The organism is Pseudomonas gingeri (assembly GCF_013385425.1).
GTDB lineage: Bacteria > Pseudomonadota > Gammaproteobacteria > Pseudomonadales > Pseudomonadaceae > Aquipseudomonas > Aquipseudomonas gingeri_D.
In genome coordinates this window covers 99,544-121,135 of the sequence record NZ_JACAQA010000041.1, presented here as the reverse complement: position 1 = coordinate 121,135, position 21,592 = coordinate 99,544, and the positions used below count along the sequence as shown (strand labels likewise).

Below are 21,592 nucleotides of genomic sequence, written 5' to 3'. Positions count from 1 at the left end.
GGCTTGATCGACGGGCTCTATCGGCAGATCAGTACTAGCGATTAGACGCGACCCTTTGTCGCGCCTAATCTTGACACTGGATATTCCGCCGGTAATGCCCCCATGAACGCCAAGGATCCCACCTGCGCGCTCCCTGCCGCCTCGACAGCCGTGCCCGCCGCCAGCCAGAGCTACCAGTACAGCGACCTCGATCGCAGCGAAACCGCTGAGACGGCCCTTGCCGAAGAAGTGGCCCTGGCGATTGCCTACAACGGCATCAGCCAGGCGGTCATGCTGGTCACCCCCACGGACCTCGAAGACTTTATCGTCGGCTTCAGCATCGGCAGCGGCATCATTGCCGACGCCTCTGAAATCTACGACCTGAAACTCAGCGGCAGCGGCTCGGCCCAGTACGCCCAGGTGGAAATCGCCAGTCGCGCGTTCTGGAACCTCAAGCAGCAACGCCGCCAGCTGGCCGGCACCAGTGGCTGCGGCCTGTGCGGCGTGGAAGCGCTGGAACAGGCACTGCCCGAACTCCAGATGCTGCCCGGCGCGCCTTTGCCGCCGGCCGCCTGGCTCGACGGCCTGCGCCAACGCATCGGCGCCTTCCAGCCCCTGGGGCAATATTCCGGGGCCGTGCATGCCGCCCTGTTCATGAACGACCAGGGCCAATTGCTGCTGGGCCGTGAAGACATCGGCCGACACAACGCCCTGGACAAGCTGATCGGCGCGCTGATCCGGCAAAACATCCCGACCGCTGGCGGCCTGGCCATTGTCACCAGCCGTTGCAGCCTCGAACTGATCCAGAAAGTCCTGCGCGCCGGCATCCAAACCCTGGTCAGCCTGTCGTCGCCTACCGGCCTGGCCCTGCAGTGGGCGCGCCGGCACAACCTCAATCTCATCCACCTGCCGCAAAAGAATGCGCCGCGGGTCTACAGCCCTGCGATGGAGAAACCCGCGTGAGCAATCATCAACAAGCCGATCAGACCCCCACCCCGCGCTACAAGCCCTACAAGGGCGCGGCCGGTGGTTGGGGCGCGCTGATCAGCGTGGCCCAGGCCTGGCTGACCAGCGACAACGCGCTGAAGAACCTGCGCATGATGCTCAAGACCAACCAGAACGGTGGCTTCGACTGCCCGGGCTGCGCCTGGGGCGACTCGCCGGAAAGCGGCATGGTCAAGTTCTGCGAGAACGGCGCCAAGGCGGTCAACTGGGAAGCCACCAAACGGCAGGTGGACGCCGCATTCTTTGCCAAGCACAGCGTCACTGCGCTGCTCGACCAGAGCGACTATTGGCTGGAATACCAGGGCCGCCTGACCGAACCGATGAGCTACGACCCGCTCACCGACCGCTACAAGCCCATCAGTTGGGAAGCCGCCTACGCCAAGGTGGCCAAGCACCTGCTCAACCTGACCAGCCCCGACCAGGCCGAGTTCTACACCTCGGGCCGCGCCAGCAACGAAGCGGCGTACCTGTATCAACTGTTCGTGCGGGCCTTCGGCACCAATAACTTCCCCGACTGCTCGAACATGTGCCACGAGGCCAGCGGCGTGGCCCTGGCCCAGAGTGTCGGGGTCGGCAAGGGCACCGTGACCTTCGACGACTTCGAACACGCCGACGCGATTTTCGTCTGGGGCCAGAACCCCGGCACCAACCATCCACGGATGCTCGAACCGCTGCGTGAAGCGGTGAAGCGCGGTGGCCAGGTGGTCTGCATCAACCCGCTCAAGGAGCGCGGCCTGGAACGTTTCCAGCATCCGCAGCACCCGCTGGAAATGCTCACCAATGGCGACAAGCCGACCAATACCGCCTATTTCCGCCCGGCCCTGGGCGGCGACATGGCCGTGCTGCGCGGCATGGCCAAGTTCCTGCTGCAATGGGAGCGCGAGGCCCAGGCGGCGAATGAGCCGTCGGTGTTCGACCACGACTTCCTCAACGAACACACCGCCAATGTCCTCGACTACCTGGCCGCCATCGATGACACCCCGTGGGAGCAGATCGTTTCGCAATCGGGCCTGCCCCTGGTGGAGATCGAGCAAGCGGCGCGGATGTACGTCAAAGGCAAGAACGTGATCATGTGCTGGGCCATGGGCATCACCCAGCACCGGCACTCCGTGCCGACCATCCAGGAAATCGCCAACCTGATGCTGCTGCGCGGCAATATCGGCCGCCCGGGCGCGGGCCTGTGCCCGGTGCGTGGCCACAGCAACGTGCAGGGCGACCGCACCATGGGCATCAACGAGCGTCCACCGGTGGCGTTCCTCGACGCCCTGGAGCGACGCTTCCAGTTCAAGGTACCGCGCAGCAACGGCCATAACGTGGTCGAAGCCATCCACGCCATGCTCGACGGCCGGGCCAAGGTGTTTATCGGCCTGGGCGGCAACTTTGCCCAGGCGACCCCGGACAGCCCACGGACCTTCGAAGCGCTGCGCAACTGCGACCTGACCGTGCAGATCAGCACCAAGCTCAACCGCAGCCACCTGACCCACGGCAAGGAAGCGCTGATCCTGCCGTGCCTGGGCCGTACCGACATCGACATCCAGACCGAAGGTCCGCAGGCCGTCACCGTCGAAGACTCGTTCAGCATGGTCCACGCCTCCAATGGCCAGTTGCAGCCACTGTCGAAGCAGATGCGTTCGGAGCCGGCGATCATCGCCGGCATTGCCGCCGCGACCCTGGGCACCAAGCCGGTGGACTGGCACTGGCTGGTGGCCGACTACGGACGCATCCGCGACCTGATCGCCGACACCATTCCCGGCTTCAAGGACTTCAACCAGCGCCTCGCGCACCCGGGAGGTTTCCATCTGGGCAACGCCGCTGGCACGCGCCGCTGGCACACCCCGTCGGGCCGGGCGAACTTCCGCTCGAATATCCTGCCGGCCGACCTGATCCACGAGCGCATCCATGCCACCGGCAAGGTGCCGCATCTGATCATGCAATCGATGCGTTCCCACGATCAGTACAACACCACCATCTACGGCCTCGATGACCGCTACCGTGGGGTCAAGGGCCAGCGCGACGTGCTGTTCGTCAATGAGGCGGACATCATCCGCCTGGGCTTCAAGCCCGGCCAGAAAGCCGACATCGTCTCGCTCTGGGAGGATGGCCGCGAGCGCCGGGTCAAGGGCTTCACCCTGCTGGCATTCGACATCCCCGCCGGGCAGGCCGCCGCCTACTACCCGGAAGTGAACCCGCTGGTGCCGCTGGAAAGCATCGGCGACGGCAGCCACACCCCGACCTCCAAGTTCGTCGCCATTGTCCTGGAGCAGGCCAGCGAAACCGGGCTGATCATGGCAAAAGCAAGCTGATCAGCGAATGGCGGGGCGCTGCAACGGCGCCCTGCCAAATGGCAGAAGCAACGGGCTGCGGACTTCCAGGAAAATTCAGGCAAGTAAAAGAGCTCTTTCTGCATCCACCTTTTGAACCTGTTGGTGAATGATCAGCCCCAAAGCCCATGCCTCAGCGCCGCCAACCTGCGCGGGTACACGGGGTGGAGGTGATCTGTGCTGATGCAATCGGTCGAGTCTCTTTTTGATGAACTTCGTCTACTCGATGAGCACCCGCGCATCGAGGCGAAACGTGCCGGACAAGTTGGCAGCTCAATCATGCAGACCCTCTGTGCCTTCGCCAATGAACCAGGGTTGGGTGGCGGGTATCTACTGCTGGGCGTGTGCGAGCCGGACGAGTTTCACGATAAGTTCTGGCTCGATGGCGTAACAGACATCGACAAGCTGCTGAATGACATTCAGGTCAATTGCCGTGAGCAATTCGAAACGCCCATTCCGGTGCAATGCGAAGCCGTAGTGCTGGAAGACAAACGGATCATCGCCGTTTATGTACCCGAGCTGGACGCAGCGGCAAAGCCTTGTGTGTTCAAGGGTAAATTCGACAGCAAAAACAAACGTAAGACTGGCGTCTGGCGACGCGGTCTCAATGGTGATTACGAATGTTCCCAGCAAGAGCTTGAGCCTCTGTTACTGGCTAAGTCAGGACTGAGTTTCGAGCAGGTCGTTCTCCCGGATGCCGAGTGGGAGGACCTGGATTCTGGCACCATTTCTCTGTATCGCCAGCTACGCGCAAGGGTGCGTCCGCAGGCAGAGGAGTTGCTGGCTAACGACGAGGAAATGCTGCGCGCACTCAATCTCGTCAAGGAAACCAACGGGCGCCTACGCCCTAACGTTGCAGGACTTCTATTGCTAGGCAAGTCTCTGGCTCTTCGTCGTCTATTGCCAGCCGTGCGCGTGGATTATGTGCGAATCCAGGGTGTGCAATGGGTGCAAGATCCGACACAACGTTTTGCGACCACCCTGGATTTCCGCGAACCATTGATTCGACTGATAGCACGACTGGAGGCCACGATTCTTGATGACATACCCCGGCACTTTCGTTTGCGTGAGGGAGAAACACAACGTTCCGATCAACCGCTGTTGCCTCAGAAAGTGATTCGCGAGGCGGTTGTGAATGCGCTCATGCACAGGGACTATCAGATCAACCAACCAACACTCGTGGTGCGTTACAGCAACCGACTGGAAATCCGCAACGCGGGCTACTCACTCAAACCCACGACGATGCTCGGAGAAATGGGCTCGCTATTGCGCAATCCGGTCATTGCCAGTGTGCTCTATGACTTGGATTTCGCCGAAACCAAAGGCACCGGTATCCGCACCATGCGCCGCTTGCTTCAGGAGTTGGGATTGACAGCCCCGGTGTTCAGCAGCCATCAACTGGAAAACCAGTTCACCGCTCACTACCTGCTCCACCAATTGCTGGGTGAGGAACAGTTACGCTGGCTTCAGCAATTCAACCACCTGCACCTGACTGATGATGAGGCCAAGGCCCTGATTTTAGCGTCGGAAACCGGCGCGGTTGATAATGCGGCCCTGCGTGATATCAGTGGACTCGACACGCTGGCGGCCAGCCAAGTGTTGCGCAGGCTGCATCATGATCGCGGCCTGCTGGTAAAAGGCGGTGGTGGTCCCTCAACCTATTACCAACTCGCCGAATTGCCCGCACCTCCATCTTTCGACGCACGACAAACCACCTCGATAGTCACAACCGACGCCACTAAGGTCCCAAATACGAGTGACCTGGCCCCAAATACGAGTGACCTGATCCCAAATACGAGTGACCTCACCCCGAATACAAGCGAGTTCCCCCCTACACTGCTGGTCGCGATCAAGACGCTCTCATCCAAAGCGCGCAAGGAAAAGCTGTGGCCTTTAATCCTCTGGCTTTGCTCAATCCGGCCACACAGCGCCGAACAGCTGGCCAGGCAATTACACAGGCAGATGGGGCCGCTGAAGACTGGGCATATCAACCCACTGCGCGACAAAGAAGGCTTTCTGGAATACCTACATCCCGAAGTGGTCAATCACCCGCAACAGGCCTATCGAACAACCGAGGCCGGCCGCCTGTGGCTTGCGGAACAAGGAATATCTCCTATCCCCTCGCCTCGACAGTAATAGGCCGATCATGGCCAAGGCGAGCTGATCGACACCCCGCGAGGCGCTCTATAACCAGGGCGTCGGATAGCCGCCTGGGCAATAGCAAAAGGCCATTCGACAAACCGCGGGCCCTTTACTAGAGTCTGCGGACGGTGCTGCGAATGTGATGTCCGGCACCCGCCCAGGGACCCTGCCCGCCCGTCGGGCCCGTCCTCCCAGCACGGATTGCGGAGCGCATTTATGTCTATCACGCCCGGTCATACCACGCACTACCACGGCGACACCCCTTCCTCCCCCAGCAAAGACAATCGCATCGTCAGCGCCGCGATCCACCCCGCCATCGGCGTGGCGCGGGTCGGCAACAGCGAGGCGGAATACTTTGTCGGCCCCCTGGTGACCTCACCGCGACCCGAGCCCCTGGGCTTCTACCGCGATGCCCAGGGGGCGCTGAAGCGCCAGGCCGCCGAGTTCCGGCTGTATGGCTACAACCTGGCCGGAGAAGTGGTCGCCGAGCTGACCGTGGAAAACGCCGATATCGTCTGGTCGGCCCATGTCGCCAACAGCAAGGCGCAGTGGTACCAGTGGCAACTGGCGATGGACATCCCCGAAGCCGCCACCGTGGTGCTGCCCCTGCGCAACGCGAAGATCACCGACCCCAAGGCCCGCGCGGCCCTGACCATCGACGGCGGCCTGCAAAGCATCAGCGGGCCGAACCAGAGCGGTGTCGAATTCAACGGGCAGTACGAAGACACCCCGGTCAACCTCGGCGAACTGCGCACCGATGCCCAGGGTCGGCTGCTGTTCCTCGGCGGGCGCGGTGTCTCGGCCTCGCCCGCCGGCACGCCGATCTTCAATCCCGCCGACGGCAACAGCTTCATCAACGCCGACGGCTGGTTCGACGACACCTCCGATGGCCCGGTCAGCGCCCAGGTCAGCATCGGCGGGCGCTCGATCCCGGTGGAGTCGGCCTGGGTCGTCACCGCACCACCGAACTACGCGCCGCAGGTCAAGGCCGTGCGCACCCTGTATGACCTGACCTACGACCTGTTTATCCAGGCCGGCTGGCTGACGCCGAACACCTCGGTGTCGTTCCGCCATGACGTCTATCCGATCCTGCAACGCCTGTCGGGCCTGCAATGGGTCAACCAGGGCTTTGCCACCCAGTTCGGCCACCACGGCCGCTACAACTTCGAAGACCCGGCCTTTATCGCCCAGCTGGCGAGCAAACCGGCACCGGGTAACTATGACCTCTTCGCCGAAACCCGCCGGCAGATCTTCAACAGTTTCCGCCAGCCCGAACCGACCGATGGCAACGTTCTGCCCTGGCCATGGATCTATGGCGACTTCATGAGTTCGGTGCCCAACCAGAGCCCACGGCAGAATTCGGCGATTACCCAGACCCAGTACCTGGTCCTCTCCAGCTGGGCCGCCGGGACCTTCGAAGCCGACTGGACCCGCGAGCCGCCGCCGGGTCACCTCGACTCGGTGCCCCTGGCCGAACAGCCGGCGATGCTCGACCGCGCGGCCCTCGACTTCTGCCTGGCCGATGCCTTCCACCCTGGCTGCGAACTGACCTGGCCGATGCGCCACCTGCCGCTGTACGCCAAGCCCTGGCGCATCCGCCAACGCGCGGCGGGCAACCCGCAGCCCGACTACGGGGCGACCCTGGACCAGACCCAGGCGCTGGCCGTCGGCGGTCCGCTTTACGGACAAGCCCCCGGCGACCTGAACCGCTGGATGGGGCTGCCCTGGCAGGCCGACACCGCATATTGCCGTGGCGGCTACGACCAGGCCTACAACCCGTTCACCTCGACCTTCTGGCCGGCCCGCGTACCCAACCAGGTCCTCAGCGATGCCGATTACGCCCTGGTCATCGATCCCTCGGTGGCACCGGAGCAACGTCGCGACGCCTTTGCCGATCGCAGCAACTGGAACGCACCGCTGGACATCAACTATCCGAAAAAGACCCCGACCGCCGTCCAGATGCAGACCATGGTCGATATCTTCGGCTCCATGGGTTTGCTGGAAGTGCGCCAGGGGATCCCCGGTAACCCGGTGTATCCCGACACGATGATGGTCGCCAGCTATGGGCCGGCCATCACCCAGGCGCAGACCTTTGCCAGCCCGCAATTGGCCGCCGATTTCGCCGCGGCGGGCAGTCCGTCGAGCGCGGGCCCACGTCCGCCCAAAGGCGCCAACTTCAGCAGCCCGGAAGAAGCGTTGCAGGCCCCTCGCGCCATCAAACCCGGAAGCCGTCCGGTCTAGATGGAGCACTACGACGTCGCCATTATCGGTGGCGGCCCGGCCGGCTCGGCGACCGCGATTACCCTCGCTCGCCTGGGCTGGCGGGTGCTGCTGGCCGACTCGGCGCCCGCCGGGCGCTTTCGGGTGGGCGAAGGTTTTCCGCCTTCGGCGTGCTCGCTGCTCAGTGATCTGGGAGTGCTCGAGGGCTTCCTCGACGCCAGGCATCGCACCAGCTACGGCAATGTCTCCGTGTGGGGCTCGGACGAGCCACACGCGGATGACTTCATCTTTCACACCCACGGCCAGGGCTATCAACTGGACCGTGCGGCTTTCGACCAGCAACTGCGTGCGGCGGCGCGACAAGCCGGGGTATCGGTGCACGCCTCCACACGACTGAGCCAGAGCGCCGCCGAAGACGGTTTCCAGCTGCAACTGAGCCGCGACGGCCACGAACACCTGGCCCACAGCCGCTGGCTGATCGACGCCGGCGGCCGCCCGGCCGTATTCGCACGCCAGCAGGGCGCGCAACGCCTGACGGATGATCGACTGGTGGCGTTCTATCTGTTGCTGCACAGTTCACAAGGCAGCGACCAGGACGGTCGGACCCTGGTCGAGGCGGTCGAGCAAGGTTGGTGGTACAGCGTGCTGCTGCCGTCGGGGGAACGGCTGGTGACCTACCTCAGCGATCTCGACCTGCTGGATCGCCAGCAACTGCTGAGCAGCGAAGGTCTGTGGCAGCAGTTGGCACAGACTCGCCTGCTATGGGGACTGTGCCAAACCCACGGCTACCGCCCCGGCACCTCGGTCCACGGCATGGACGCCAGCAGCGGGCGGCTTTCGCTGTTCCACGGTGAACGCTGGGCGGCAGTCGGGGATGCGGCCTTGTCCTTCGATCCGTTGTCCTCGCAAGGCATCGCCACCGCCCTTTACTGCGGCCAACACTGCGCCCAGGCCGTGCATGCCGCGCTGCAAGGCGACCCCGAGGCATTGCCCGGTTATGCCGATCTGCTGACACGGATCTACGCCGCTTACCTGGGCAACCGGCAACAGTTCTATGGGATGGAAAAACGCTGGAGCGAATCAATTTTCTGGAACCGGCGCTAGGTCCGGAAAAGCTCTTTTCAGCGGCGCAGGACGTGCAAAACAGGCGAGTTCAAGCGACGTGAGACTGACTAAAATCGACTAAGTTCCCCAGTAAAAACAGTAAGTTATGATTTTGTATACAACCCATGTTATTCGTCGGATTTCAATTGTAACTATTCCTACACAAGCCTCAGGATCGCGCCGTCATCCCTTGGAGGCTCCTCTCACATGAAGTTCTCGTCGATTCTCTTGTTGTCCCTGAGCCTGGCCAGTGGCTTCGCCTCAGCCGGTGGTACCGCCGAAGCCGGTATCGGTGGCGCATTGGGCGGGGTACTCGGTTCGGCCGTCGGTCAGTCGCTGGGCGGCAACACCGGCTCGACCATCGGTGCCGCCCTGGGTGGCGCAGGCGGCAGCGCGGTTGGCGCGAACAGGCACAGCCGTGGCGAAGCCGCCATTGGTGGCGCCTTGGGCGCGGCCGGCGGCAACGTGGTCGGCCGCAGCATGGGGGGCACCAACGGCGCCCTGCTCGGCGCGGCGGCCGGTGGTGGCGCGGGTGGCGCCCTGGGCAACTACATGGGCAACTCCAGCGACCGTGAAGGGCGCCATTACCGTGGCGACCGCCGTGACTACCATGGCGAACATCGCGGCCACGGTTATGGCCATCGCAAGCATCGCCGACATTGGGATGACTGATCGCCCGCCAATGCATAAAGCCCGTCACCCAGGGTCCGATCATGCAGTTTGCATGGGCTTCAGACCCTCTCAAAAAACCAACCCGTTGATAACGCTGATAATTCAGCAATAAAACGGGTTGGCATGCGCTCTGCTCTGTTCTGCATGAAGGCTGTACGTCTTTCATTCATGGAGCAGAACAACAATGATCGAGCACACTCAATACCCATCTGCCATACGCCACGATGCGTCGACTTACTCAGGGGTGTCCTGGGCGGCGATCTTCGCGGGCGCCGCCGCAGCGGCGGCACTCTCCCTGCTGCTGCTCATGCTCGGTGCCGGGCTGGGCTTCTCGACGATGTCGCCCTGGGCCGGCGAAGGCCTCGGTGCCAAGGGCCTCGGCGTGTCGGCGATTATCTGGCTGGCCGTGACCCAGATCCTCGCCTCCGGCATGGGCGGTTACCTCGCCGGTCGACTGCGGGTGAAATGGGCCAACCTGCATGACGACGAAGTCTATTTCCGCGATACCGCCCACGGCCTGCTCGCCTGGGCCGTCGCGACCCTGGTGACAGTCACCCTGGTCGCCGGCTCCGTCAGCGGCCTGATGGGCGGCGGGATCAAGGCCGGGGCGGCAACGGCCAGCAGCAGCGCCCTGCTGAACACGGTGACGGACAGCAGCGACTACTACATCGACAAGCTGTTTCGTGATGATCGCCCCGTGGCCGTCAGTGAAGACGCCGCCCATGGCGTGGCCACACGCATCCTTGCCCGCAACCTGAGTGTTGGCCCATTGAGCGTCGAAGACCATGCCTACCTGGCGCAACTGGTGACCCAGCGCACCGACCTCTCGCGCACCCAGGCGGAACAGCGGGTCGACCAGGTCTACGGCGAAGCCCGCCAGGACGTCGACGCCGCCACCAACAAGGCCAAGCAGGCGGCCGACAGCGCCGCGAAAGTGGCCGCCTGGTCGACCCTGTGGCTCTTTATCGCCCTGCTGATCGGCGCCTTCTTCGCCAGCCTGGCCGCCACCTTCGGCGGACGCCGGCGCGATGGTGTGCACTTTGTCGAAAGCACCGACTACCCAGCCCACACAACGACGCTGAGTTAACCCAAGGAGAACAAAAATGCGCTCATTACTGCTGTTTTTTCTAGGCGTGCCGATCCCGGTCATCATCCTGATTGCGTTGTTTGTGCACTGACAACACGCGTTATAAGGCGGCCACCTAAGCCGCCTGACAACACGCAATCCTGTAGGAGCCTGGCTTGCCAGCGAAGGCGTTCGCAAATTCGCTGCAAGTCTTACGGGCCTCATCGCTGGCAAGCCAGGCTCCTACAGGGTCGGTGGTGTGCTTGAAGGAGTTACATTCCATTACATCTTTTCTGTTACCAAACCTTAAGCCTAATTCCTAGAAGCCGCCGATTAGAGCCTTTGCACCATTTCCTCAGCAGCCGGCGTCGTTGTTGAATGATGGTTCAAATACCTAACCCGACAGACCGTTTCAAACCCCAGCCACGTCCCCGAAAACAGGGCCTTTCGCCCCTTCGGATTAAGGGTTATCCCGATATTGATATCAATATGCTACCGATATGATCCGCCGTCCTTGAGCTATGCAATGGAAGCAGGAGATGCGGATCTATTTTGGAGTCTGGCTAGGCATCGGGCTAAGTACTATCGGGTTGTTCTTCAATCAGTCCCTGCTCATCGGCGCTGGCCTGGTCATCGTCGCGGTGGCGTCCATCACCCTGCGTGCCACACAGCTTTCGACAACCGCAGCCCTCCCCGCCCTTACGCCAGTACCCGATACCGACGAAACCGATCTCGACCTGCATAAACTTCTGCCGGTAGTCGCCCCGAGCTGGAGCGCCGGCATAGGCCAGAGCCGCGACCTGTTGCAAGCCAATATCAGCGAGCTGTTCCAGCGCTTTGCCAGCATCGCCACCCGCCTCGAAGGCGGCCTGCATAACTCCGAAAGCATCCTCGGCAGCGGTGGCGTCGGCGAAAGCCTGCGCGACGCCAACCAGCGCCTGCATGAAGTGACGCAATCCTTCGAAGCCAGCAGCCAGCGCCAGCACGATCTGCTGGACACCATCAGCCACCTGGGCGGCTACGCCAGCCAGTTGCAGCACATGGCCAAACGGGTCCAGGAAATCGCCAGCCAGACCAACCTGCTCGCCCTCAACGCCGCCATCGAAGCGGCCCGCGCCGGCGAATACGGCCGGGGCTTTTCGGTGGTCGCCGACGAAGTGCGCAAACTCTCCACCCTGTCCGCCGAAACCGGCCAGGGCATGGACGCCAAGGTCGGCGAAATCAACCTGGCGATCGAGACCACCATCGCCGAGGCCGCGGAGCTGGGCACCAGCGAACAGGCCAACCTGGACTTCCTCAACCGCTCGGTGACCCAGGTCATGACCCGCCTGGGGGACAACCTAGACGAACTGACCGGCGCCTCCCGCGCCCTGCAACAGGATGCCCGCGCGACCCAGGCCGACATCCAGGCAATCATGGTCAACCTGCAGTTCCAGGATCGCACCGACCAGATGCTCGATCACGTGCAGATCGATCTCGCGAACCTGATCGACGCCATTGCCCGCCAGGACAACAGCCTCAAGGATCCGGCGGCCTGGCTCGAACGCCAGCGCCAACGCTTCACCACCGATGAAGAACGCCAAGGCCAGACGCACATGAGCGTCGCCAGCGAAGTGACCTTTTTCTAGTTTTCCCGCTTTCTCCTTTGCAAGAGTGATGAACATGGCCAAGACCATCCTGATCGTCGACGACTCCCTGTCCATGCGCCAACTGGTGAAGATGAGCCTGACCGCTGCCGGTCACCAGGTCATCGAGGCCTGCGACGGCCGCGATGCCTTGACCAAGCTCAACGGCCAGAAAATCAACCTGATCATCAGCGACGTGAACATGCCCAACCTCGATGGCATCGGCCTGGTGAAAGAGGTCAAGGCACGCAACGAATACCGCTTCACGCCGATCATCATGCTCACCACCGAAAGCGAGCAATCGAAGAAAGCCGAAGGCCAGGCCGCCGGTGCCAGGGCCTGGATCGTCAAACCGTTCCAGCCCCAGCAATTGCTGGCGGCCGTGGAAAAATTGCTGGGATGACCACGCCATGTTTTCACTGACCCCCGCCAGGGATGACACCCCCGCACAACTGCACCTGAAGGGCGACCTGACCCTGTACGAGGTCAGCATGGCCCGCGACCAGTTGCTCGGCCTGCTGCCGCTGCCGGCGGGGCCCTGGCAACTGGACCTGGGTGGCCTGAACGAACTCGACAGCGCCGGCGCGCAATTGCTCCTGGCGATCCAGCGGGCCTTGTCGTCCATCGACCAGCCGACCACCGTGTCGCGGGTCTCGCCCCCGGTGCATGAACTGCTGACCCTGCTGAACCTGGAATCGCTGTACCCCGCCGCCCCGAACGAGGATTGACCGATGCTCAGTGGCGAACAATGGAACCAGCTCCTGCTGGGCTTTCTCAGTGAAGGCCGCGACCTGCTCAAGGAGGCCGAGGACAGCCTGCTGCGCCTGGAGGCCAGCCCCGCCGACCAGGACGCGGTCAACCAGTTGTTCCGCGCCGTGCATACCCTCAAGGGCTCCGCCGGGATCTTCTCGCTGACGCCGCTGGTCAACCTCACCCACCATCTGGAAAGTCTGCTGATGTCGGTGCGCGACGGCCAGCGCGTGCTCACTCCGGCGCTGACCTCGTTGATGCTCAACTGCATGGACGAACTGAGCGCGATGATCCAGCGGGTCGACCCCGACAGCGGCCTGCTGGACGCCGACGAAGCCCGCCAGGCGCCCTTGCTCGCCGCGCTGTTCGAAGCCCAGGGCCATGTCGCTGAACAGGCCTCGGAACCTGAGACCGCTACCGCGCCGGCCGCCGAGGCAGCGCTCGTCAATTGGCAGGTCTCGATCCGTTTTTCCGAGGAGCTGTTTCGCAACGGCTTCGACCCGGCGGCGTTCCTGCGCTACCTCAAGCGCCTGGGTGAAATCAGCCGGCTGGAGACCGTCAGCAAAGCCCTCCCGGCACTGGAACAGCTCAACCCGGAAACCTGCCACCTGGGCTTTGAGTTCAGCCTGCGCAGCGCCGCCAGCCAGGGCGAAATCGAAGACGTGTTCGAGTTTATCCAGGACTTCTGCACCCTGCGCCTGGTCCCGGAAGATCGTCTGCCGGTACCGGCGGCGGAAGCGCTGCTGGGGGCCCAGGCAATGCTCGAGCCGGCGCCGGAAAGAACCCCGGTCAGCCGCGACCGCCGGCCGCAGGACACCAGCCTGGTCAAGGTTGCCGCGCACAAGCTCGACGAGTTGATCAACCTGGTCGGCGAGTTGGTGATCAGCACCGCCGGGGCCCAGATGCACGCCCGGCGCAACGGCGACAGCGGCTGCCTGGAAAGCATCCAGGCGGTGCACCAGCACGTCGAACAGATCCGCGAAACCGCCTTGAAACTGCGCATGGTGGAAGTCGGCGAAACCTTCAACCGTTTCCACCGGGTGGTCCGCGATGTCAGCCAGGAGCTGGGCAAGCAGATTCAGCTGAGCCTGCGCGGTGGCGAAACCGAACTGGATAAATCGGTGATCGACAAGATCGCCGACCCGCTGACCCACCTGGTGCGCAATGCCATCGACCACGGCATTGAGTCCGCCGCCGAGCGCCTGGCCGTGGGCAAGCCCGCCGAGGGTAACCTGAGCCTCAACGCCTACCACGACTCCGGCATGATCGTGCTGGAAGTACAGGACGACGGCCGTGGCCTGAACACCGCGCGCATTCTCGAAAAAGCCATCGACAAGGGCCTGGTGGATCCGGATGCGCAACTGGCCGATGCGGACATCCACGGGCTGATCTTCGAGGCCGGGTTTTCCACCGCCGAGCAGGTTTCCAACCTCTCCGGACGCGGCGTCGGCATGGACGTGGTGCGCAGCGCCATCGACCAGTTACGCGGGGTCATCGAGATCGACTCCCTGGCCGGCCAGGGCTGCACCTTCCGTATCCGCCTGCCACTGACCCTGGCGATCATCGACGGTTTCCAGGTCAGTGTCGGCCAGGACAGTTTTGTCATCCCCCTGGACATGGTCACCGAATGCATGGAGGCCAGCCCTGGCCAACTCGGCCAGGGCTACCTCAACCTGCGCGGCAAGCCACTGCCGTGCATCGCACTGGACAGCCATTTCGGCCTGAGCCCGAGCCGCGCGCGCCGGCGCAACATAGTCGTGGTCAGCCAGGGCCGCCAGCAGGCCGGCCTGATCGTCGATCATTTGCTCGGCGAACTGCAGACCGTGATCAAGCCCCTCGGCCAGATGTTCCAGCACCTGCGCGGCATCAGCGGCTCGACCATCCTCGGCTCCGGCCAGGTCGCGCTGATCCTCGATATCGCCAGCCTGTTCCGCCATTTGCAGAGCGCCGCCGAGCCCGCGTCGCCGGCTTCGCTCCACACCCCCTTGTCCAGCCTTTCAGGAGATTGATCATGCAATTCATCAGGAACATGAAGATAGGCATCCGCCTGACCGCGGGGTTCCTGCTGGTGGTGGTGCTGACCGCGAGCATCGGGGTGATCGGCATTCGCAACCTGTCCCAGGTCAACAGCCTTTCGGACCGCATGTACGACCTCGATGTCACCGGCATGAGCCTGATGCAGGAGGCCAATATCCAGCTGATCGTCGTCGGCCGCGCCATGCGCCACACCCTGCTCGCCACCAGCCAGGCCGGGCGCGAACAATCCGCTGGCCAGGCGCGCGCCGCCATGGAGCAGACCCGCAAGCTGATCGCCGAGGCGCGTAAATCCTTTATCACCAAGGACGGCCTGGCCCAGCTCGATCAACTGGACGCACCGCTCAAGGACTACGAGAACCTGGTCCAGCAGGTGCTCGCCACCCACCAGCAATCCGGGCTGTTGCAGGAAACCAGCGACGTCACCGAATTGCTGCCCAAGGCCGTGGTCAGCGGCGACGTGGTGGACAAACTGATGGGCCAGGTCACCCGCGGCAAACAGGACCGCGCCGCCGAGGCCAACCAGCAGATCAACGATATCGCCACCCGCTCCCAGACCCAGATGATCGCCCTGATCATCGCCGCCACCCTGCTCGGCATTCTGGTCGGCGTGCTGGTGACCCGCAGCATCACCCGTCCGCTCAACGGTGCCGTGGAAGCCGCCAACCGCATGGCCGCCGGCGACCTGGGTCAGGACTTGCCGACCTCCGGCAAGGATGAGACCGGCCAGCTGCTGACCGCCATGCAGAACATGACCTTGCGCCTGCGCAGCATCCTCGGTGACGTGCGCAGCGCCGCCGACTCGCTGTCGTCGGCCTCCGAGCAGGTCAGCTCGACCTCGCAGTCGTTGAGCCAGGCAGCCAACGAACAGGCCGCCAGCGTCGAACAGACCAGCGCCTCGGTGGAGCAGATGTCCGCCTCCATCGCCCAGAACACCGAAAGCGCGAAGATCACCGACGGCATTGCCGGCAAGGCCGCCAATGACGCCGTGCAGGGTGGCGGCGCGGTGAGCGACACGGTGCTGGCGATGAAACAGATCGCCGACAAGATCAGCATCATCGACGACATCGCCTATCAGACCAACCTGCTGGCCCTTAACGCCGCCATCGAGGCCGCCCGCGCCGGCGACCATGGCAAGGGCTTCGCGGTGGTCGCCGCCGAAGTGCGCAAGCTGGCCGAACGCAGCCAGGTCGCGGCCCAGGAAATCGGCCAAGTGGCCTCCAGCAGCGTGCGCCTGGCCGAACAGGCCGGTCAGTTGCTCAATGAAATCGTGCCGAATATCCAGAAGACCTCGGATCTGGTCCAGGAAATCACCGCCGCCTCCCTGGAACAGAGTGGCGCCGCCGGGCAGATCAATATCGCCATGGGCCAGATGAACCAGATCACCCAGCAGAACGCCTCGGCCTCCGAGGAACTGGCGGCCACTGCCGAGGAAATGAATGCCCAGGCCGGGCAGTTGCAGGAGCTGATCGGCTTCTTCCGTTTCGACGGTGAAGCGGCGCCCGCGTACAAACCGCAACCCCGCAGCTTCGACAGCTACACCAGCGGGCCCCGGGACGGCTTCAAAGGCCGCGCGCCGGTGGACGAAGGCCAGTTCGTCAGTTTCACTTGAGGGCCGGATCATGACTGCCAATCTGCGCCACGGGCTCCAGGCCCTGCACGAAGTGCCGCCGGCACCGAGCATCCAGCACCTGTCGTTCCGGGTACGCCAGGCCGCCTATGCGGTGCCGATCGACGGCGTGCGCGAGATCATCGAGTACGGCGACGTCACTGCCGTGCCGATGATGCCGACGTTTATCCACGGAGTGATCAACCTGCGCGGCAACGTGGTGCCGGTGCTCGACCTGGCGGCGCGCTTCGGCTTCGAGCTGACCGCCGCCGGCAAACGCACCTGCATCGTGATCATCGAGCCGCAGCTCGACGGCAGCGCCCAGCGCATCGGCCTGGTGGTGGATGCGGTGGACGCGGTGCTGGATATCGACCCACACCAGGTGGTCCAGGCGCCGCCATTCGGTTCCGGGATCCGCACCGACTTTATCGCCGGCATGGCTCGCCACGAACAGGGCTTCACCATCATCCTGAATATTCCCCAGGTCCTGTCCCTGGACGATATCCGCCAGCTCAGCCTGGCCGTGGCCCAGGGCAACTGATGTCGACCCAGCCCACGCTGCCCAGCCTCGGCGACAGCGAATTCCGTAGCCTGCAAAAGCTCATGGCCGAGGCCTCGGGGATCATCCTTGCACCGAACAAACGGCCGCTGGTGGCCGGGCGCCTGATGAAGCGCCTGCGCCACTACCGGCTCGACAGCTACAGCGACTACCTGCGCCTGCTCGAACAGCAGACACATCTCAAGGAACGGCGGCTGGTGGTGGATCTGCTGACCACCAACGAAACCTACTTCTTCCGTGAGCCGGCGCACTTCGACTACCTCGGCCAGTGGCTCGGTCGTCAGCGCGGCCCGCTGAAGCTCTGGAGCGCGGCCTGCTCGTCCGGCGAAGAACCCTATAGCCTGGCCATGGTCGTCCAGGAGCATCTGCGCGGCGGTGACTGGTCGATCCTCGCCAGCGACCTGAGCCAGAGCATGCTCGAGAAGGCCGGAGACGGCATCTACGACATGGCCCAGGCGAAGAACTTCCCCCAGGGCTGGCTGCATCGCCACTGCCTCAGCGGCATCGGCGAGATGAGCGGACGCTTCCGGGTCCAGGCCGCGCTGCGCGAGCGGGTCAGCCTGCGCGAGATCAATATCGTCCAGCCGCTGCCCGATGGCCTGGGGCGATTCGATGTGATTTTCCTGCGCAATGTCCTGATCTATTTCAACAACGACGAGAAACAGCGCATCGTGCAACGCCTGGTCAGCCAGTTGCGTTCGGGCGGGCTGCTGTTCATCGGTCATGCGGAAAGCATCCACGGCTTCGACGTGCCGGTGCGACTGCTCAATCCCTCGGTCTACGAACGCTTATGAATCCGCCGCTGTTCCTGCGCCCTGGCGACTATTTCTTCGGTCGCCATCAAGGCAGTGTCACCACCCTGCTCGGCAGTTGCGTGTCGATCGTGCTCTGGCATCCCCGCTGGCGACTGCTGGCGGTGTCGCACTATCTGCTGCCCAACGATCCGAGCGCACGCAACGCCCTCGACACCCGCTATGGCGAAGGGGTGTTCCAGCGCATGCTGGCCGACATGCGCCGCCACGGCACCCATCCCCACGAATACCGCAAAAGCATTTTCGGCGGCGGCAGCCTGGTCCGCGCCGACGGCCCATCGGCGCAGCGGGTCGGACACAATAACAGCGCCTTCGCCCGGGAACAGTTCAGCCTGCGCAACTGGCCCGTGGACCACTGCGACCTCAACGGCCAGCACTACCGGCGCCTGCGCATCGACGGCGCCAGCGGTCGAATCGAGTGCCAGCGCAACAGCGTGCAACCCATGCGCCTGGGGATGCGTCCACGATGATCCGGGTCTTTATCGTCGACGACTCGGCCCTGGTACGCCAGGTCCTGACCCAGTGCCTGGACAGCCACCCGAATATCCAGGTGATCGGCCAGGCCGCCGACCCACTGTATGCCATCGACAAGATGCGCCGCGACTGGCCGGACGTGCTGATCCTCGACATCGAAATGCCGCGCATGGACGGCCTGACCTTCCTGCGCCAGATCATGGCCGAACGACCGACGCCGACCCTGATCTGCTCGACCCTCACCGAGCAAGGTTCGGCGGTCGGTGTCGAAGCCCTGGCCGCCGGCGCGGTCGGGGTGTTCACCAAGGCCCGGCTGGGGCTCAAGCAAAGCCTGGAGCAACTGTCCGGAGAGCTGATCCGCAAGGTCGAGGAAAGCGCCCGGACGCGACCAGTGGCCCTTCGCCACAGCGTGCCTGCCGCAGAATCCGTCGTCACAGCCACGATCAGCTCGCTCAGGACCACCGACCGGGTGGTCGCCCTGGGCTGTTCCACCGGCGGCACCCAGGCCCTGGAATTCATCCTGCGGCAATTGCCACGTGACTGCCCGGGGATTGTCATCGTTCAACACATGCCGGAGAAGTTCACCGCCGATTTTGCCAGGCGCCTGGACAAGCTCTGCCAGATAGAAGTACGCGAGGCCAGGCACCTGGACCGCGTCCACAGCGGGCTGGCGTTGCTGGCACCGGGCGGCCTGCACATGCAGCTCAAACGCAGCGGCGCGCACTATCAGGTCGAGGTACTCGACGGGCCGCCGGTCAACCGGCACAAGCCGTCGGTGGATGTATTGTTTCGTTCAGTGGCCAGACAGGCGGGCGCCAACACCTTGGGCATTATCATGACCGGCATGGGCGACGACGGCGCGCGCGGGCTGTTGGCCATGCGTGAAAACGGCGCCTGTACGGTGGCCCAGGACGAAGCCAGTTGCGTGGTTTTCGGGATGCCGAAAGAGGCCATCCGCCTGGGTGCGGCACAGTGGGTCGAGCCCCTGGCGAAGCTGCCGAAAATGATCCAGCAGTTCGGTGACAGCGCCCGCCACGACTGAACAGAACAAGGTATCCGGCCCTTGAACCCGACATAAACACCGCAGCCCGCCGCGGCGACTGCGCCCTTCCTTTTGCGTCATTGGGCTTGAGCTTATGCTTTGTCGAATACTGCTTGCCGACGACTACCCGCTGTTTCGCGCGGGTATGAAGGCACTGCTGGAAAAACAACAAGAGTACGAAATCGTCGGCGAAGCAGGCGATGGCCAGGCGGCGATCGAGCTGGCCTCACGGCTCAAGCCGGATATCGTGTTGTTGGACATGTCCATGGAGCGGATGAACAGCGTGGCGGCGCTCAAGGAGCTGTCGTTGCGCGCGCCGCGCAGCAAGGTGCTGATGCTGTCGATGCACACCGACAGCCACTTCGTGATGAAGTGCCTGCAACTCGGCGCCCACGGCTACCTGCTGAAAAACGCCACGGTGCTGGAACTGGAGCTGGCGCTAAAGGCCTTGCGCCACGGAGGCCAGTACCTGTCCTCGGCGGTGGTGCCGCTGGTGGTCGACCAGGCGGTGCGCCAGACCCACAGCCAGCCGATCAAGGCCAGCCAGGTCGCGCTGACGGCGCGGCAACTGGAAATCCTCAGGCTGATCGCCCGGGGCGAGACCACCCGCTCCATCGCGGTGGGGCTTGGCCTGAGCGTCAAGACCGTGGAGGCGCACCGCTCGCAGATCATGCACCGGCTGCGGATTCACGATATTGCCGGACTGGTGCTGTTCGCGGTGCGTGAAGGGATCATTCAGCTCAACGACTGAAGGGCCTCGCGCAAGACAGCAGGGATGCTCACCGGCTGGTTCGAGACGCGATCGACGAACACATGGACAAAGCGTCCGGCCGCGCAGGCGTCGTCTTCACCGGCCTTGAACACCGCCAGTTCGTATTGCACCGAGCTGTTGCCCAGCTTGCCGACCCGCAGGCCGATCTCGATGCGCTCGGGGAAGGCGATCGAGGCGAAATAATCGCAGGCCGAACTGACCACGAAACCAACGACTTCGCCATCATGGATATCCAGGCCACCCTCTTCGATCAGGTAGGTGTTCACCGCCGTGTCGAAAAAGCTGTAGTAGGTGACGTTGTTCACGTGACCGTAGACATCGTTGTCGTGCCAGCGCGTGATGATCGGCTGGAAGTGGCGATAGTCGGCGCGTTGCGGCAGGCGGTCGGTCATGGCGGACTCTTGGGTCATGGCTGCAGGTGCTCGCTGATAAAGCGGAAATAGCGTTCGCGATAGGCCGGGATTTCATTGGCCAGGTGGTGCCGGGCGCCGGGCAGCATCAGCACTTCGGGATGGTCGAACTTACTGCGCAGCACGTCGAGGTTATGCGTCCAGTCGACGGTCATGTCGGCCTCGCCTTGTACGATCAGGGGTCGGCGCGGGCTTTTCACCGCGGACTCGATACCGGGGATCCAGCGGGCCAGGGCACCGACCCAGGCGGTCGGCAGGCGCTGCGGCTGCAAGGGGTCGGCCTGGAGGAACGGCATGAACGCCGGGTCATTGGTGTTCTCGCTGAAACGCCGGGCGATGCCTTTGACGAAAGGCTTGAGCAGGTAATAACTGAACTTCGACCAGCCCCAGGCCCGTGGCCGCACCAGCGGCGAAAGCAGGACCGTCTGGCCCTGGGCCGGGCTGTCGCTGCCGTGTTTGAGCAGGTGGTCAATGATAATCGCGCCGCCGGTGCTCTGGCCGAACAGGTGCCAGGGTTGCGGCAAGCCGAGGGTGCGGGCCTCGTTGAACAGGCCTTGCAACGCCTGCTGGTACTGGCCGAAGTCATCGATGCTGGCCCGCTCGCCGCTGGACAGGCCGTGCCCCGGCAGGTCGCAGGCAATCACCGCGAAGCCCTGGTCCAGCGCCCAGTCCACGACATGGCGGAACAGGCCCATATGATCGTAGAAGCCGTGGAACAGGAATAGCGTGGCCAGCGGATCGGGTGGCAGCCAGAGCTGGCTCGCCAGCTCGAAAGTGCCGCTGCTGAAGCGGCCCAGGCGACGCACGACAGGCGACTTGCGCTGGGGCAAGTCGAGGCCATAGAAACGCTGGTAGGCTCGTGCCTCCTCCGACAACGGCTGCTCCGCGGCCAGGGGTCGCAGGCTGGAACGCAGGGAATCGGCGGCAAAGGTGGCGGACATAGGCTTTCCAGATAAAGGCACGGCAACGCCAAGGGCGTTTTACAGACCTGCGATA

The 21,592-nt window shown here is 63.6% G+C and carries 19 protein-coding genes; 17 read left to right on the top strand and 2 right to left on the bottom strand.

The window, feature by feature from the left end; genetic code table 11:
* Positions 1–102 precede the first annotated feature (102 nt).
* The 17 genes from fdhD (at position 103) to HX830_RS30375 (ending at position 20,165) form a co-directional block, all read left to right on the top strand.
* Positions 103–942: a formate dehydrogenase accessory sulfurtransferase FdhD gene (gene fdhD / locus HX830_RS30455; protein ID WP_177104425.1), complete on the top strand. Its 840-nt coding sequence runs from the start codon at positions 103–105 to the stop codon at positions 940–942.
* Complete coding sequence (locus HX830_RS30450; RefSeq protein ID WP_177104423.1) at positions 939–3,287, top strand: FdhF/YdeP family oxidoreductase; 2,349 nt, start codon at positions 939–941, stop codon at positions 3,285–3,287. The genes fdhD and HX830_RS30450 overlap by 4 nt, the downstream gene beginning before the upstream one ends.
* A 201-nt stretch (positions 3,288–3,488) precedes the next feature.
* Positions 3,489–5,441, top strand: coding sequence for an ATP-binding protein (locus tag HX830_RS30445; RefSeq protein WP_177104489.1), 1,953 nt, complete (start codon positions 3,489–3,491; stop codon positions 5,439–5,441).
* 222 nt (positions 5,442–5,663) lie between these two features.
* Positions 5,664–7,688: a LodA/GoxA family CTQ-dependent oxidase gene (locus HX830_RS30440; RefSeq protein ID WP_177104413.1), complete on the top strand. Its 2,025-nt coding sequence runs from the start codon at positions 5,664–5,666 to the stop codon at positions 7,686–7,688.
* Positions 7,689–8,771, top strand: coding sequence for an NAD(P)/FAD-dependent oxidoreductase (locus HX830_RS30435; RefSeq protein ID WP_177104411.1), 1,083 nt, complete (start codon positions 7,689–7,691; stop codon positions 8,769–8,771). It abuts the gene before it with no gap.
* A 207-nt stretch (positions 8,772–8,978) separates the two neighbouring features.
* Entirely contained in the window at positions 8,979–9,443 is a 465-nt protein-coding gene (locus HX830_RS30430; protein ID WP_177104409.1) for a glycine zipper domain-containing protein, read from the top strand.
* 184 nt (positions 9,444–9,627) lie between these two features.
* Complete coding sequence (locus tag HX830_RS30425; protein WP_177104407.1) at positions 9,628–10,530, top strand: hypothetical protein; 903 nt, start codon at positions 9,628–9,630, stop codon at positions 10,528–10,530.
* Positions 10,531–11,030: 500 nt separating this feature from the next.
* Positions 11,031–12,137: a methyl-accepting chemotaxis protein gene (locus HX830_RS30420; RefSeq protein WP_371317557.1), complete on the top strand. Its 1,107-nt coding sequence runs from the start codon at positions 11,031–11,033 to the stop codon at positions 12,135–12,137.
* A 34-nt stretch (positions 12,138–12,171) separates the two neighbouring features.
* Positions 12,172–12,537, top strand: a complete 366-nt coding sequence (locus HX830_RS30415) for a response regulator (RefSeq protein ID WP_100944043.1) — start codon at positions 12,172–12,174, stop codon at positions 12,535–12,537.
* A gap of 7 nt (positions 12,538–12,544) precedes the next feature.
* Positions 12,545–12,862, top strand: coding sequence for an STAS domain-containing protein (locus HX830_RS30410; protein WP_152741655.1), 318 nt, complete (start codon positions 12,545–12,547; stop codon positions 12,860–12,862).
* Between the two features lie 3 nt (positions 12,863–12,865).
* Positions 12,866–14,893 (top strand): chemotaxis protein CheA, encoded by a 2,028-nt coding sequence (locus HX830_RS30405; RefSeq protein ID WP_177104403.1) that lies wholly within the window; start codon positions 12,866–12,868, stop codon positions 14,891–14,893.
* Between the two features lie 2 nt (positions 14,894–14,895).
* Positions 14,896–16,530: a methyl-accepting chemotaxis protein gene (locus HX830_RS30400; protein ID WP_177104401.1), complete on the top strand. Its 1,635-nt coding sequence runs from the start codon at positions 14,896–14,898 to the stop codon at positions 16,528–16,530.
* 10 nt (positions 16,531–16,540) lie between these two features.
* Positions 16,541–17,068 carry a chemotaxis protein CheW gene (locus tag HX830_RS30395; RefSeq protein WP_177104399.1) on the top strand — a complete coding sequence of 176 codons (528 nt, stop codon included), beginning with the start codon at positions 16,541–16,543 and terminating at the stop codon, positions 17,066–17,068.
* On the top strand, positions 17,068–17,880 hold the full coding sequence (locus HX830_RS30390) for a CheR family methyltransferase (RefSeq protein WP_177104397.1): 813 nt from the start codon (positions 17,068–17,070) through the stop codon (positions 17,878–17,880). Before HX830_RS30395 ends, HX830_RS30390 begins: the two co-directional genes overlap by 1 nt.
* Positions 17,877–18,368 carry a chemotaxis protein CheD gene (locus HX830_RS30385; RefSeq protein ID WP_177104395.1) on the top strand — a complete coding sequence of 164 codons (492 nt, stop codon included), beginning with the start codon at positions 17,877–17,879 and terminating at the stop codon, positions 18,366–18,368. The genes HX830_RS30390 and HX830_RS30385 overlap by 4 nt, the downstream gene beginning before the upstream one ends.
* On the top strand, positions 18,365–19,414 hold the full coding sequence (locus tag HX830_RS30380; RefSeq protein ID WP_152741661.1) for a protein-glutamate methylesterase/protein-glutamine glutaminase: 1,050 nt from the start codon (positions 18,365–18,367) through the stop codon (positions 19,412–19,414). The genes HX830_RS30385 and HX830_RS30380 overlap by 4 nt, the downstream gene beginning before the upstream one ends.
* A 94-nt stretch (positions 19,415–19,508) precedes the next feature.
* On the top strand, positions 19,509–20,165 hold the full coding sequence (locus tag HX830_RS30375) for a response regulator transcription factor (RefSeq protein WP_152741662.1): 657 nt from the start codon (positions 19,509–19,511) through the stop codon (positions 20,163–20,165).
* On the opposite strand, the gene HX830_RS30370 is transcribed toward HX830_RS30375, so the two are convergent.
* Positions 20,150–20,578 carry an acyl-CoA thioesterase gene (locus HX830_RS30370; RefSeq protein WP_177104392.1) on the bottom strand — a complete coding sequence of 143 codons (429 nt, stop codon included), beginning with the start codon at positions 20,576–20,578 and terminating at the stop codon, positions 20,150–20,152. The genes HX830_RS30375 and HX830_RS30370 overlap by 16 nt on opposite strands.
* Before the next feature lie 14 nt (positions 20,579–20,592).
* Positions 20,593–21,537, bottom strand: coding sequence for an alpha/beta hydrolase (locus HX830_RS30365; protein WP_177104390.1), 945 nt, complete (start codon positions 21,535–21,537; stop codon positions 20,593–20,595).
* Between the last annotated feature and the right edge of the window lie 55 nt (positions 21,538–21,592).